At 57.2% G+C, this 13,583-nt stretch carries 12 protein-coding genes; 5 read left to right on the forward strand and 7 right to left on the reverse strand.

Going from position 1 to position 13,583, the window contains the following annotated elements; translation table 11 throughout:
- Nucleotides 1-32 precede the first annotated feature (32 nt).
- The 7 genes from pcaF to ACIQJ2_RS31270 all read right to left on the reverse strand — a co-directional run bounded on the left by pcaF (nucleotide 33) and on the right by ACIQJ2_RS31270 (nucleotide 8,729).
- Nucleotides 33-1,235 carry a 3-oxoadipyl-CoA thiolase gene (gene pcaF, locus ACIQJ2_RS31240; RefSeq protein WP_033967481.1) on the reverse strand — a complete coding sequence of 401 codons (1,203 nt, stop codon included), beginning with the start codon at nucleotides 1,233-1,235 and terminating at the stop codon, nucleotides 33-35.
- A gap of 28 nt (nucleotides 1,236-1,263) precedes the next feature.
- Nucleotides 1,264-3,288: a 3-hydroxyacyl-CoA dehydrogenase NAD-binding domain-containing protein gene (locus ACIQJ2_RS31245; protein ID WP_093744152.1), complete on the reverse strand. Its 2,025-nt coding sequence runs from the start codon at nucleotides 3,286-3,288 to the stop codon at nucleotides 1,264-1,266.
- A 98-nt stretch (nucleotides 3,289-3,386) separates the two neighbouring features.
- Complete coding sequence (locus ACIQJ2_RS31250) at nucleotides 3,387-4,538, reverse strand: acyl-CoA dehydrogenase family protein (RefSeq protein ID WP_033967480.1); 1,152 nt, start codon at nucleotides 4,536-4,538, stop codon at nucleotides 3,387-3,389.
- 218 nt (nucleotides 4,539-4,756) lie between these two features.
- Nucleotides 4,757-6,127 (reverse strand): aspartate aminotransferase family protein, encoded by a 1,371-nt coding sequence (locus ACIQJ2_RS31255; protein WP_033967567.1) that lies wholly within the window; start codon nucleotides 6,125-6,127, stop codon nucleotides 4,757-4,759.
- Between the two features lie 68 nt (nucleotides 6,128-6,195).
- Entirely contained in the window at nucleotides 6,196-6,993 is a 798-nt protein-coding gene (gene tcyJ, locus ACIQJ2_RS31260) for a cystine ABC transporter substrate-binding protein (protein WP_137935353.1), read from the reverse strand.
- 87 nt (nucleotides 6,994-7,080) lie between these two features.
- The gene (locus ACIQJ2_RS31265; protein WP_137935352.1) at nucleotides 7,081-7,926 is read right to left on the reverse strand and encodes a transporter substrate-binding domain-containing protein; all 846 of its coding nucleotides are present in this window, start codon (nucleotides 7,924-7,926) and stop codon (nucleotides 7,081-7,083) included.
- A gap of 152 nt (nucleotides 7,927-8,078) precedes the next feature.
- The gene (locus tag ACIQJ2_RS31270; RefSeq protein WP_151652876.1) at nucleotides 8,079-8,729 is read right to left on the reverse strand and encodes a TetR/AcrR family transcriptional regulator; all 651 of its coding nucleotides are present in this window, start codon (nucleotides 8,727-8,729) and stop codon (nucleotides 8,079-8,081) included.
- Between the two features lie 386 nt (nucleotides 8,730-9,115).
- On the opposite strand from ACIQJ2_RS31270, the gene ACIQJ2_RS31275 reads away from it, so the two are divergent.
- The 5 genes from ACIQJ2_RS31275 to ACIQJ2_RS31295 all read left to right on the forward strand — a co-directional run bounded on the left by ACIQJ2_RS31275 (nucleotide 9,116) and on the right by ACIQJ2_RS31295 (nucleotide 13,582).
- Complete coding sequence (locus ACIQJ2_RS31275) at nucleotides 9,116-9,823, forward strand: ABC transporter permease (protein WP_137935350.1); 708 nt, start codon at nucleotides 9,116-9,118, stop codon at nucleotides 9,821-9,823.
- 6 nt (nucleotides 9,824-9,829) lie between these two features.
- Nucleotides 9,830-10,549, forward strand: coding sequence for an ABC transporter permease (locus tag ACIQJ2_RS31280; protein WP_093744157.1), 720 nt, complete (start codon nucleotides 9,830-9,832; stop codon nucleotides 10,547-10,549).
- Nucleotides 10,546-11,340: an ABC transporter ATP-binding protein gene (locus tag ACIQJ2_RS31285; protein ID WP_093744154.1), complete on the forward strand. Its 795-nt coding sequence runs from the start codon at nucleotides 10,546-10,548 to the stop codon at nucleotides 11,338-11,340. Before ACIQJ2_RS31280 ends, ACIQJ2_RS31285 begins: the two co-directional genes overlap by 4 nt.
- 263 nt (nucleotides 11,341-11,603) lie before the next feature.
- Entirely contained in the window at nucleotides 11,604-12,821 is a 1,218-nt protein-coding gene (locus tag ACIQJ2_RS31290) for a CaiB/BaiF CoA-transferase family protein (protein ID WP_067938298.1), read from the forward strand.
- Between the two features lie 5 nt (nucleotides 12,822-12,826).
- On the forward strand, nucleotides 12,827-13,582 hold the full coding sequence (locus tag ACIQJ2_RS31295; protein WP_081988879.1) for a TetR/AcrR family transcriptional regulator: 756 nt from the start codon (nucleotides 12,827-12,829) through the stop codon (nucleotides 13,580-13,582).
- Nucleotide 13,583 lies beyond the last annotated feature (1 nt).

Here is a 13,583-nt window from a genome sequence, read left to right on the forward strand (position 1 = left end):
TGGGCGACGAGACGCCGCCCAGCCTTCAATGCTTATACTGACGCGAGGGCGATCGCGATGCCCTGACCAACGCCGATGCACATGGTCGCGAGGGCGAATTTGCCGCCGGTGTTCGCCAGCTCCAGCGCCGCCGTGCCCGTGATCCGTGCGCCCGACATACCCAATGGATGTCCTAAGGCGATGGCACCCCCATTTGGATTCACGCGAGGATCGTCGTCGACGATGCCAAGGTCACGCAACGTCGCAAGCCCTTGAGATGCGAACGCTTCGTTGAGCTCAATGACATCGAACTGCTCCTGGCGCATTCCAAGGCGGGACATCAGCTTTTTGGTCGCCGGCGCAGGGCCAAATCCCATGATCCTCGGTGCTACACCTGCGGTCGCGCCACCCAGAACGCGTGCGATCGGAGTCAGTCCGAATTTCTTGACGGCGGCTTCGGAAGCCAGAAGGATTGCCGCCGCTCCGTCATTCACGCCTGACGCATTGCCTGCGGTCACAGTGCCGTCGGCGCGGACAATCGGTCGGAGCTTGCCGAGAGCATCGATGGTTGTCGCGCGGGGATGTTCGTCCGTGTCGACGATTAGTGCGTCGCCCTTCTTTTGCGGGATCGTGACCGGGGTGATCTCTTTAGCGAAGCGGCCATTTGTCTGGGCCTGTGCTGCTTTCGCTTGCGAACGCACCGCGAAAGCATCCTGGTCCTCGCGGCTGATCTTGAAGTCATCCGCCACGTTCTCGGCGGTTTCCGGCATCGAGTCGACGCCGTACTGCTTTTTCATGAGTGGGTTGATGAAGCGCCAGCCAATCGTTGTGTCGTGAATCTCCATCGAACGAGAGAAAGCCGTCTCGGCTTTTGGAACGATAAAGGGAGCACGGCTCATGCTTTCGACGCCGCCGGCGATCACCAGGTCAGCTTCACCGGAAGCGATAGCGCGCGCACCGGTGATTGTGGCATCCATGCCGGAGCCGCACAGGCGATTGATGGTTGTTCCGGGAACGCTCACAGGCATGCCCGCGAGCAAGGACGACATGCGTGCAACGTTCCGGTTATCCTCGCCTGCCTGGTTGGCGCACCCGAACACCACTTCATCGATGGCTTCGAAGTCGAGGTTGGGATTTTGCGCCATGATTGCCTTCAAGGGGATAGCGCCGAGATCGTCAGCCCGCACGGATGAGAGCGAGCCACCGAAGCGGCCGATCGGCGTGCGGATATAGGCGCAGATATAGGCTGGGGACATCGGATTCCTCCAAAAAGTATGGGTTGGTTCAATCGAGCAATGCGAGGTTCCCGCGGCGGCCGCCGCCGACTACGGTCGCAAGAGTACGTTCAAGGCGGTAACGTGGTTGACGCTTCGCCCAGAAGAGTGGTCCACCAAGATGTTTCGGAAAGCCATATCCGTTGATCATCACCAGATCGATATCTGAGGCACGCGAAGCGATGCCGTCTTCCAGAACGAGCAGGGCCTCGTTGACGATCGCGCAAAGCGTGCGCTCCTGGATTTCGTCCCGGTCCAGCGACCTCGGCGCAGCGCCATAATGTGCCCGCGCCTTCGCGATGAGATTTCTCACGTCTGGGTCCGATGCGCGTTGGCCATCGTCATACCGATACCAGCCGGCACCTGTCTTGCGGCCGAGCCGGCCGGCTTCAACAAGCCATTCGAGGACCGGAACGTCACCATCCTTGTCCCCGCGGGCCTCCTGCTTCCTCTTCCGGTTAGCCCAAGCTATATCGAGCCCTGACAGGTCCGACACGCTGAACGGCCCCATGGCAAAACCGAGCGCCTCAAGGGCGGTATCAATTTCGTCCGGGCTTGCGCCATCGATCAGCATCGCTTCGCTCTGTGCGCGGTAAGCATTGTAGATGCGGTTGCCGATGAAGCCTTCTCCGACTCCGGAAACGACGGCGACTTTCCGAAGCCGTCTTGCGATCGCAAAAGCGGCCTGCAGGACTTCCGGTGATGTTTCTTCGCCCCGAACAATCTCCAGAAGCTTCATGATGTGCGCCGGCGCAAAGAAATGCAGTCCAACGACGGATTGAGGACGCGTGGTCGCGGCGGCTATGACATTCACATCGAGATAGGAAGTGTTGGTCGCAAGGATCGCATTGGTCTTGGCGAAACTGTCGAAACGAGCCATGAGCTCAGTCTTCACGGCCAGATCCTCGAAGGCAGCTTCGATGAGCAGATCGCACTCTGAAAGATCTTCGAGATCATGGACCAATGTCAGCTCGGCGGGGTTCGAAGCTTTCGCGAGAAAACCTTCGATGCGGGTCCGTGCGCTTGCTAGGGCCTCTTGTTTGAGGTCCGTGAGCTTCACCGGATAACCTGCGGCGAGAAAAGCGGCGGCGATCCCCGCGCCCATGGTTCCGGCTCCGACGATACCGACTGTCTCGATCGACAAGGGCGAAGCGTCCGCGAGGCCCTCGACACGCGCGGCCTGCCTTTCCGCAAAGAAAAGATGCCGCAGGGCCGCCGACTCATCGGAATCGCGGAGGCGCCGAAATGCGGTGCGGGCTGACGCGAGCGCGTCATCGAAGGGAACCGTGACTGCCTGCCAGATTGCTTCGGTCTGGTCGAAGACGAAGGGTCGCCCGCGACCGCGTTTCAAGACCTGCTGGACGGCAAGGTCAAACGCCTTGTGATCGAAGGGCTTTGGTTCTCTGTCCCTTAATCTGATCTTCGTGGTCCCGAAGGCACGAGCATAGGCAATCGCATCGTCTGGAATTTTCCCAACAATAGCGTCGATGAGGCCGAGGTTCTTGGCTTCTGGAGCTTTGACTTGACGGCAAGACGCGATCATGTCGAGTGCGGTGACGGCATCAGTCACCCGAGGCAGTCGGACGGTGCCCCCGGCACCTGGAATTATTCCGAAGGTTCCTTCCGGCAGTCCGACGGCAGCCTTTTCCGTCGCGATCCGCGCGTCGCAACCGAGGGCGATTTCGTAGCCACCGCCGAGTGCCGCCCCTTCGATTGCCGCGATGACTGGCTTCGAGCACTGCTCGATGGTTTCAATGACATCCGGCAATGTGGGATCGGTCAGGGGTTTGCCGAACTCCTTTAGGTCGGCTCCGGCGATGAACGTACCGTTTTTTCCAAGAAGGACGATCGACTGAACGTCGTGTTTCGCAGCGAGATGGTTGATGGCGTCGATCATAGCTTCGCGGAGATCGCGCGAGAGCGCATTGACAGGCGGATTGTCGATCGAAACCAGGCCGACACCATCAACGATTTCGGTGGTGGTAAGACCTGAGCCAAATTTCTGAACGAGGGGCGAGGGGGTCTCTGTAGTCATAGCGGGCTCCGTAAGGATTGTTCGAGCCGTCGGTCCAGCCTCCCTCCGACGCCGTGCTTGCAAGCCCGCCGAAGAACGAAGGCTGAGTGAGGGGACGCTTACGAGGCGGCCTTGATCATGTTCTTGGCGATCACAATCTGCTGGATCTGCGTGGTGCCCTCGTAGATGCGGAACAGCCGAGCATCGCGATAGAACCGTTCGATGCCGTATTCGGCCATATAGCCGGCTCCGCCATGAATCTGCACGGCGCGGTCGGCGACTCGACCGACCATCTCGCTTGCGAACATCTTGCAGCACGCGGCATCGGTCGTCACGTCCTGGCCTGCATCACGGCGCCGTGCAGTTTCCAGCACCATGCAACGTGCGGCGTAGGCTTCCGTGCGACTATCGGCGAGCATCGCCTGGATGAGCTGGAATTCGGCGATCGGTTGTCCGAACTGCTTGCGGTCCATTGCATAGCGCAAACTGTCCTCGATCAAGCGTTCGGCCATTGCAACACAGATCGACGAGATGTGCAGGCGACCGCGATCCAACGTCTTCATGGCTGTACGGAAGCCCTGGTTCTCAACGCCGCCGAGAAGCGCGTCGAACGGGACCAGGCAATCCTCCAAAATCACATCCGACGTATGAGAGCCCTTCTGACCCATCTTGCGGTCGATGGGGCCGAGCGAAAGGCCGGGCGTTCCTGCTTCGACCAGAAACGCCGAGACACCTTGGGCGCCGGGCTTCGAGGCGTCAGTGCGTGCGAAAACGGTGAAAAGACCGGCGTGAGGGGCGTTTGTGATGAAGCGTTTCGTGCCATTTATCACATAGCCGTTCTCAGTGTGCTTTGCAGTGGTTCGTACCGACGCAGCATCCGAGCCAGCTTCCGGCTCGGTCAGCGCGAATGAGCTGATGAGTTCGCCGGTGGCAAGGCGAGGCAAATACCGCTGCTTCTGCTCTTCCGTGCCGTCGAGAATGAGGCCGAGCGAGCCGATACCGTTATTGGTCCCGATAAGCGAGCGGAAGGCGGGAGAGGTCTTGCCCAGCTCCAGTGCGATCCGGACTTCTTCCTCCATATTGAGACCAAGGCCACCGTACTCTTCGGGAATCGTCAGGCCGAATAGACCTAAATTCGCGATCTCCTGGCGGATTTCGACCGGGATAGCATCGTTATCGGCGACCTGTTCCTCGAGAGGACGAAGACGCTCTCTAACGAAACGCCCGACCGTATTCACCAGTTCATTCATCGTGTCTGAATCGAGAGCCATGTAGTCTCACCTGTTTGCTTGCGCCACCAATGGCATTTAAAGCATTTATATACTGTTTGGACGGTAAGTAAATAAGCCAGGAGACCCGATTCGAAAAATACCGAATGAATTCGAGCCGTTGGATCATCAGTCCCGTCAGCATCGCTGCGAATGCGGACCGGGGCATGAAACTCCGGTCCGCTACGCTGTCGTGGTCTGCCATCCGTATTTCGCGTACGCTATGCGGCGAGTTCCGCTGTAACTCGATTGAGAACCTTGCCGATCTTCTCGATTAAGAAGTCTGCGTCCCCCACGGTGATCGTGAGAGGCGGGCAAATCGTGAGCGCGTCGACGGCTGCGCGCAAAAGCACGCCCTCCTCGGCGAGATACGCATTTGCCTTGGCGCCCAGTTCTCCGTTCTTGAGGCCGGCTGCATTTGGGAAATTCTGCTTGAACAGTTCCACGGCGGCGACCAATCCAACGCCACGAACCTCTCCCACCAACGGATGATCCGAGAAACGTTGCAGGCCGTCACGCAGGTATTGACCGACGCGTGATGCGTTGCCGACGAGGTCGCGATCTTCGATGACGGCGATGTTTTCGAGTGCCACGGCCGCCGCAACCGGATGCGCACCGCCGGTAAAGCCGTGGCCGAAGGTGCCTATGCGATGGCTCTCATCAGCAATCGGTTGGTACACCTTGTCATTCACGAGCAGAGCGGAAATCGGAAGGTATGACGAGGAGAGCGCCTTCGAGAGAACCATAATGTCCGGTTTGATATCGTACGTCTGGGAACCGAACATGTTACCGGTTCGGCCGAAGCCGCACACGACCTCGTCAGCGACCAACAGTATATCGTATTTCCGCAGAACGGCCTGAATCTTCTCCCAGTAGGTCCGCGGAGGAACGACAACACCTCCGGCGCCGAGGACCGGCTCGCCGAAGAAGGCAGCGATTGTCTCCGGACCTTCATCGAGGATCAGCTTCTCCAGTTCGTTCGCCCTTCTGGATGCAAAATCCTCTTCGCTTTCACCAGGTTCCGCATCGCGCCAGAAATGGGGGCTGCCCGTACGTAGGACGTTGGCAATGGGCATGTCGAAGGATTCGTGATTGTAGGAGAAAGCGGTCAGGCTGCCCGAGGCCAGCGTGACACCATGATAGGCGCGTTCTCGGGCAATAAGCTTTTTCCGCTGGGACTGGCCGAGCGCATTCGACCTGTACCAGATCATCTTGATTGCGGTATCATTGGCTTCGGAACCGGAATTCGTGAAGAACACCTTGCTCATCGGGACCGGGGCGATCTCTACTAGCTTTTCCGCAAGATCGATCGCCGGCATATGCGTCCGGCTAGTAAAATTGTGGCCAAAGCTCAGGCGTTCCATCTGCCGTGCAGCGGCTTGCACGAGACGCCGCTCGCCGAAGCCGACGGCGACGCTCCAAAGGCCGGCCATGCCTTCAAGGTAGCGCTTCCCGTTGCTGTCGTAGACGTAAGCCCCCTCAGCCCGGTCAATGATAAGCGGCGTCGTCGCTTCATGCTTCCGGGCGTCAGTATAGGCGTGGAAGTGGTACGCAATATCCCGCGCTTCATTGGAGTTGGGTATCATCGTCATCTTCATTCACTTTCTTTGTGGAGAGCTGCATTCGCAGCTCTCCTGCTTGATGGTAGGAACGCACAGTCTCACTTCGAGACATCGACACCGAGCCATTTGATCGACATGGCCGTCAAAGTGCCGTCGGCTTTCATTTCTTCGATGGCTTTGTCGATGGCAGCTTTCAGTGCCGGTTCTTTTCGCATTGCGACCGCCTGCTCTTGGGGGGCGAACGGTTCGCCCGCCGTGACGAAGCCCGAATCGGCTTTTTTGATCAGACTCGCCGCGACCATCGTGTCGTTGAGGGCCACGTCGATCCGGCCCGCCTTCAAATCGCGATACATGGTGGCGTCGAGGTCGTAGGTCTTGACGTCCGCGTCAGGGACGTTGGCACGAACCCATTGCTCGAAGTTCGTGCCGAGCACCGCGCCAACGGCGCGCCCTGAAAGCTTTTCAGGTGCCGTCAGCTCGGCTGCGAGTTCTTTCCGAGTGACCATCTGGATCTTGGTGATCGTGTATGGAACCGAGAAATCGTAGTTCTTCTGACGTTCCGGAGTGATGGTGATCTGATTGATCACGACGTCGAGCCTACCAGACGCGAGAGCCGCGAGAATGCCGTCAAACTGTGTCGGCACATATCTAGGCGTCAGTCCGAGCCTCTTGCAGAGATCGTTAGCAAAATCGACCTCGAACCCGACGAGATTGCCGGATTCATCCTGAAAATTAAAGGGGGGATAGGTCGACTCGAGACCAATCGCAAGTTCACCCTTTCCGGCGATTGTCGACGGCAAGACGTCGGCTGCGGCCGTGGCTTCCAGAGCGGTCAGGGATGTCAGGCAAAGCGCAGTTACTGCGAAAAATGCCCGTCGGTTTAAGTTGAAATACATGAAGAATCATCTCCATTGAGTTTGAATTATTAAGCGACTAGTCGGTATGTAAAGACGACATGCGGTCTGAAGGAATATTCTGCAAGTTTACGTCGGCGAAAGATCCGCGCCGAACCATTTGATGGTGAGCGCCTTGATCGTTCCGTCCTTCTTCGCGTCCTCAATAGCCTTGTTGAACATTGCTTTGAGATCCGCATCGCTCTTGCGAAGGCCAACGCCGGCGCCAGCACCTAGCAGGCCGCCCGCAAGCTTCGGCCCGACGACAACCATATCGCCGCCATCCGCGCCCTTGAGAACACCCATCAGGTAGGGCAGTGTATCGAAAGCGATATCAATGCGGCCGGCTTGGAGGTCGAGTACGTATTGTTCGGCTGTCTTGTATTGCCGAATCTCCGCGACGTCGGCGAAGTTCTTCTCGACGAAGAGGGTGTTGGCGGAAGCGGTCAGCACGCCGAGCGTCGAGCCAGGGAGTTCGGAGCGGACCGCGTCGATCTGCTTGGTCGCGGAATCGGCGTCCTTTTCCAGATCAAGGATGGATTCGCCAAGCGGAAGATTTGCGAATTTGCTCGACTTCGTCGTCAGGAAAGCGCGCGGGCTCGCCGCATAAGAGACAGAGAAATCGATCTCCTTCAGCCGCTCCTCCGTGATGTTCATTCCCGCGATGATGGCGTCGAACTTCCCGGCCTGCAGGCTGGGAATGATCGTATCCCAAGGCTGCGATGTGAGTTCGCATTCGACCTCCATGCGTTTGCAGAGGTCATTCGCGAGGTCGACTTCGTATCCCAGGAATTTGCCGTTGGCATCGGTATATGCCCAGGGAGCATAACTGACGTCCATGCCGATCACGATCTTCTTCCACTCCCCGGCATGCGCCGGCATCGTGGGGAGTACAAAGGCCCCTACGATAAGTAGATTGGACAAGAATTTTTTCATCGATAGTCCTCCTCAGTGTGAATGTTGTTGCGTTGCCTTCACGTACATCCATGCAGGGCGTCAGAAAAAACGCACAGATGCACCGCTCCTGGTGAGACCTTTACGGACCCCATCCAAGGTCTTGATATCCATGATTTGCGGATGCGTAGGGGCTAAGCTCTTATCGCAATGCCAAACAGGACAGTCTTCAGGTCTTCTTCAAGCATGGCGGTGAGATCATCGACCGTTGCTTCCTCACTGGTTATGTAAAGGACAAATACGTGCCGTATGACGCTATGGATAATGCGGGCTGCGCTATCCAGATCAACATCATCATGGATCGAGCCTGTCCCACGAAGCTTGTTCAAAGCGACACGCACATGTTTTGCAGTAATCGAGAGGAGCTCACGGAACTGGCTGCGCTGCTCAGGGCCCATGTGTATCGATGCCCCCAGGATCTCCCTCCACACGCCTTTTCTTGAAATATCATATCCATCCAAAAGGACCGATTTGGCGATCAGCACCATCGCCTGGACAGGATCGTTTGGCAGCCGCTCCACAACGCGCGCCAAATTCGGCTCAAGGATATGCCTGTCCTCCTCAAGCAAGCCTAGCAGCAGATCGTGCTTCGATTTGAAAAAGGAGTAGATGGTGGGGACGGAGACGGTAGCGCGCGCGGCGACGGCTTCGAGACTAACCTCATTGAAGCTGTGTGCCGCGAACAAATCACTCGCCGCAGCGAGAATGTTCTCCCGCCTTATTAGGCGTTGGCGCTCCCGCAAGCCCATTCCTGCATGCCTCCCCCCAGACTTTTGATTGATCATGGCCTCACACCGTTTTGAGTTTCAACGCGCTGAAAACTTTTAACGGATGTAAATATTTATGCAATTCCGTGATGACCGCCGGCGGCTGGCGACGCCGACATACGGTCGTCCGACGGACTGTCTGATTGACCTGGCACACTTTCTCGACGCGTCCAAACTTCAATCGAACAAAAACTTTGTATCTAAAAAAAAGATTCCTTGCAATAAAAATATTTTGTGCGAACTGTGATGCCGCTGGAGGAGCGTGGCTGAGGGAGCGCGGCCGTGCAGGTGTCTCGTAGTTCGACAATTGGGCTATCCCCAATTCGATCAGGCCGCCACTGTGCCCTTCACATCCGTAATTTCTGAAAATGCGCATTGTATTGGACAAGCTGTGGGTTGGCTGCATGAATTACACTGATCTTGTTGGTTTTGGTGAAGGAGGATGGGGTCGTGTCCTCATCGCTGGCGCGGGCGTCACGTCCGCTATCGCCGTTTTGGGGTTCCTCATCGGGTCTATTCTTGGCAGCCTCGTTGCCTGGGCAAAAATGTCACCAATCCGTTTGGCTCGTGGCGTCGCCGACGCTTACACGACCACACTGCGAGGCGTGCCTGATCTTCTGGTCATCTATCTACTCTACTTCGGCGGAAACTCACTTTTGTCGACCTTCGCCGGCTTCTTCGGGGCGAACGGTTTTGTTGGAATGCCTACGTTCGCTACTGGGGTTCTCGCGATCGGGATCATTTCTGCCGCTTATCAAGCTGAAGTGCTTAGAGGCGCTTTCAACACTGTCGCCAAGGGCAGTATCGAGGCGGCTCATGCGGTTGGCATGGGCCGTTGGCTACTGTTCAGGCGCGTCGTTGCACCACAGGTACTGCACTACGCATTGCCGGGCCTCGGCAACACATGGCAATTGGCCCTGAAAGAGACGGCCCTCATCTCGGTCGTCGGGCTTGTGGAACTGCTTCGGCAAGCTCAAATGGCTTCGGGTTCAACGCGCCGACCGTTTGAGTTCTTTATCACGGCTGGACTGCTCTATCTGACAATCACCGTGGTCTCGTCGCTTCTCTTCCGCTTCGCCGAGTATCGCTCTGCGTGCAGGATGGGGGGCTAAACAGTGATCGATTTCGGTTTTCTCTGGCAGGCTTTCGTCAGGCTCATTGCCGGTTTGCCTATTACGCTCGAATTGGCCGCAACGGCGATACTTGTCGGGACAGTCCTGGCAACAGCCCTGGCGATTGTTGCGCACCTGCGGGTCCCCGTCGCTTCCCAATGCGTTGCCTTTTTCGTCTTTTGCATACGCGGCTCGCCGCTCCTCCTGCAGATGTTCATCATCTACTACGGCCTCGGACAGTTCCGTCACGAACTCCAGAGTTGGGGTGTCTGGCCGTTTTTCCGTGAACCTTACTGGTGCGCCATCACTGCTCTAGTGCTTAGCGTCGGCGCCTATGGAAGTGAGATCATCCGCGGAGGGCTAAAGTCCGTTTCGGCCGGATTGATTGAGGCGGCAAGGGCTTGCGGCATGTCCGGTTTTCTACTGTACAGGCGCATCATCCTTCCGATCGCATTCCGGCAGGCTTTGCCAGCCTACGGCAATGAAGTCATTCTCGCGGTAAAAGCAACTTCCCTCGCTTCCACCATCACCATCATGGAAGTAACTGGTATAGCTGCGGAGCTAATCTCCCAGACATTTCGCGCTTTCGAAGTGTTTATCGTCGCTGGTGCAATTTATCTGACGCTCAACTTCATAATAACCCGCCTGATCGCTCTACTTGAATACCGTCTGTCACCGCATCAGCGCGATCTCCCCGTCAAAACAAACATTGAGGCGCGGCCATGACGTCAATCGAGACGAATAACGTTCCCGTAATTTCCATTCGCGACCTCCATAAAAACTTTGGCGATCTTGAGGTGCTAAAGGGCATCACGTTCGAAGCACATGAAGGAGAGGTGGTCTCGATCCTTGGATCGTCGGGCTCTGGCAAGTCCACAATGCTCCGGTGCATCAACATGCTCGAAACCCCGAGCGCGGGAACAATCGCCATCCGGGGCGAGGAAATCGCCATGCGAACGACCAAGAATGGAACCCGTCCCGCGGATCGAAAACAGCTCGACCGGATTCGGTCAGACGTCGCGATGGTGTTCCAAGGCTTCAATCTATGGCCACACATGTCGATCCTCGAAAACGTCATTGAAGCGCCGGTCCATGTTCAGAAGCGTTCAAAAACGGAATGTGTGGACGAAGCAATGTCACTGTTGGCGAAGGTGGGGCTTTCCGACAAAGCCAACAGTTACCCCAGACACCTATCGGGCGGGCAGCAGCAACGCGCAGCGATTGCAAGGGCGCTTGCTCAGCGGCCAGCAGCCATCCTGTTCGATGAGCCGACATCGGCGCTAGACCCGGAGCTTGTCGGGGAGGTCCTGAAGGTCATTCGAGATCTGGCTAAAGAGGGACGAACAATGCTCATTGTCACCCACGAGATCAATTTCGCACGGGAGGTTTCGAACCGCATCATTTTTCTGGAAAAGGGTACGCTCATCGCGGACGCGCCGCCCGCAAAACTCTTCTCTGAAGCTGCACCGGACCGCTTCAAAAAGTTTATCTCCAAAACCTTACACACTTCCTCCTAGGCCGTCCGCGGCTCCGGTTGTGCGGTGCGCCACAACGCTATCGTGTAGCCTCCAAGACACTAAATTCTGAGCGGCATGGCGATTGACATGCCGCTATCAGTTATATACTGTTCGGACGGTAAGTAATTAGGTCGCTTCCGCCCGAGCAGTCTGGTGCATTAAGCGGCTCGATTCACCGTGAGGAGAAGAGCTGCCCCGCCTTATCCGCGTAGGCCTTTCTCCGATATTTTGTTGAAACGGATAGAGGAAGGATCGCGTTTCCGATGAGCGTCGCACTGAACGGAATCAAGGTTCTCGACCTGTCTCGCGTTTTGGCCGGCCCCTGGGCAACAATGACGTTGGGTGATCTCGGTGCTGACGTGCTGAAGATTGAGCAACCTGGAACCGGGGACGACACCCGGACGTGGATGCCGCCGGCTGTGGAGGGTGTTTCAACCTACTATCTGGGCGCAAATCGCAACAAGAAGAGCGTTGCGATCGACATCGGCAAGCCGGAAGGAAGAGATCTGATCATTGAACTCGCAAAAAAGAGCGATGTCCTGATCGAGAACTTCCGCCCGGCCTCGCTCAAGAAATTCAAGCTCACCTATGACGATCTGAAGGACATCAACCCTCGGCTCATCTATTGTTCCATATCGGGTTATGGCCGCGGTCACGAGCTGGAGGAGCGTCCGGGTTACGACTTCATTATCCAGGCTGAATCTGGATTCATGTCGATTACGGGCGAAAAGGATGGCGAGCCGATGCGGCTCGGTGTCGCCTTCATCGATCTCATATCGGGCATGAATGCCGTGCAAGCAATTCTCGCTGCCCTGTTTATGCGCGAACGCACCGGAAAGGGCCAGTGGCTCGACATCAGCCTGACCGACAGCGCGATGTTCATGTTGGCCAACGTCGCGTCGGGTCATCTCAATACCGGAAGAGAAGCGTTGCGCTATGGCAACGCTCATCCGAGCATCGTACCATATCAACTGTTCGATTGCGTCGATGGCCGAATTGCACTCGCAGTCGGAAACGACGAACAGTTCCGGCGGTTCTGCAAGATCATCGGTCTGCCGGATCTCGCGATGGATGAGCGGTTCGTCACCAATAAAGGACGAACCGAGGCGCGTGATGAGTTACTGCCGATCATCGAGGACAAGTTGCGCGATCGTAAACTGCATGAGCTTCTCGCCGAACTTCGCGCCGTCGGAGTCCCGGCTGGCGAGCTTCGCACTGTCGGCCAGGCGTTCGCTAGCGATGTTGCAATCCTTCGGGACACTGTCGTTTCGGTTCCTTCCGAAAGGATCGGCACCTTCCGCTCCGTGCGCAGCCCGTTGCGCATGTCGGAAAGTCCGTTTGCTCCGCCGACACTTCCACCCGAGGTCGGCGAGCATACCCGCCAAGTCCTTCAGGCCGAGCTGGATCTGAGCGCAGATCGGGTCGATCAGCTTTTGGAGATGGGCGTAGTTGCCGGTATCCCGGCGACGACCCGAAAGTAGCTCTGATGCAGAAGGAGCGCGTTCGCCGCCAGGGCCGTCCACCCACGATGGAGAATGCACGCGGCAAGATTCTGGACGAAGCCGCCGAACTGTTCGCGCGGGAGGGCTTCGATGGGACTTCGTTAGGAAGTGTCGCGGAAGCGGTCGGCGTCACCAAGGCCGCGATCTACCATTACTTCCCGAACAAGAAGGAAATATACGAGGCTATCATCGTCCGGACGCTCAAGGGCCTTCTTGAAGCTGTAAATATCGCTGTTGATGGTGACGACGAGGCCCCGGAGGCTCTTTGCCGCTTTATGACGGCACACGCCGACTACTTCGAAGCGCATTACCATGGCTTCGTCACGATGTTGGTGGGCTACGGCGGCATGGAGAATGGTGGGCTGCTCGAAGAAGCGCAGGAACTGCGCGACGCCTACGAAGAGCTTCTTCGACGGATCGTGCTCGCAGGCATCGAATCCGGCCGCTATCGAAATACGGATTCCCGGTCGATAAGCCGCGCGATCCTCTCGATGCTGAACTGGATGGTTCGCTGGTTCAAGCCAGGGCATGGCCGTCCCGCCTCCTCCTTCGCGATGGAGTATTGCGAGCTCATTCTGAACGGTCTGGCCGCCGACGGCCGAGCCCTGAACACCGACACGCGTCCTCAGCCCTCCGATAGGCGCCGAGGCCATGAGAGCGCATCAAAAGTCAAGCGTTCCGTCATCTCAGTCGATGGCGAATGTACGCAGAAGTATCCCATGAATTGGAAGAGGAACTAAC

Source organism: Rhizobium sp. NPDC092011 (assembly GCF_044756305.1).
Taxonomy (GTDB): domain Bacteria; phylum Pseudomonadota; class Alphaproteobacteria; order Rhizobiales; family Rhizobiaceae; genus Rhizobium.

What these genes read in the sequence shown, in the direction of transcription:
- ACIQJ2_RS31245 (WP_093744152.1), bottom strand. Translation starts at nt 3,288, where the DNA reads ATGACTACAGAGACCCCCTCGCCCCTCGTTCAGAAATTTGGCTCAGGT.
- ACIQJ2_RS31265 (WP_137935352.1), bottom strand. Translation starts at nt 7,926, where the DNA reads ATGAAAAAATTCTTGTCCAATCTACTTATCGTAGGGGCCTTTGTACTC.
- ACIQJ2_RS31270 (WP_151652876.1), bottom strand. Translation starts at nt 8,729, where the DNA reads ATGATCAATCAAAAGTCTGGGGGGAGGCATGCAGGAATGGGCTTGCGG.
- ACIQJ2_RS31275 (WP_137935350.1), top strand. Translation starts at nt 9,116, where the DNA reads ATGAATTACACTGATCTTGTTGGTTTTGGTGAAGGAGGATGGGGTCGT.
- ACIQJ2_RS31255 (WP_033967567.1), bottom strand. Translation starts at nt 6,127, where the DNA reads ATGACGATGATACCCAACTCCAATGAAGCGCGGGATATTGCGTACCAC.
- ACIQJ2_RS31285 (WP_093744154.1), top strand. Translation starts at nt 10,546, where the DNA reads ATGACGTCAATCGAGACGAATAACGTTCCCGTAATTTCCATTCGCGAC.
- ACIQJ2_RS31250 (WP_033967480.1), bottom strand. Translation starts at nt 4,538, where the DNA reads ATGGCTCTCGATTCAGACACGATGAATGAACTGGTGAATACGGTCGGG.
- ACIQJ2_RS31295 (WP_081988879.1), top strand. Translation starts at nt 12,827, where the DNA reads ATGCAGAAGGAGCGCGTTCGCCGCCAGGGCCGTCCACCCACGATGGAG.
- ACIQJ2_RS31290 (WP_067938298.1), top strand. Translation starts at nt 11,604, where the DNA reads ATGAGCGTCGCACTGAACGGAATCAAGGTTCTCGACCTGTCTCGCGTT.
- tcyJ (WP_137935353.1), bottom strand. Translation starts at nt 6,993, where the DNA reads ATGTATTTCAACTTAAACCGACGGGCATTTTTCGCAGTAACTGCGCTT.
- pcaF (WP_033967481.1), bottom strand. Translation starts at nt 1,235, where the DNA reads ATGTCCCCAGCCTATATCTGCGCCTATATCCGCACGCCGATCGGCCGC.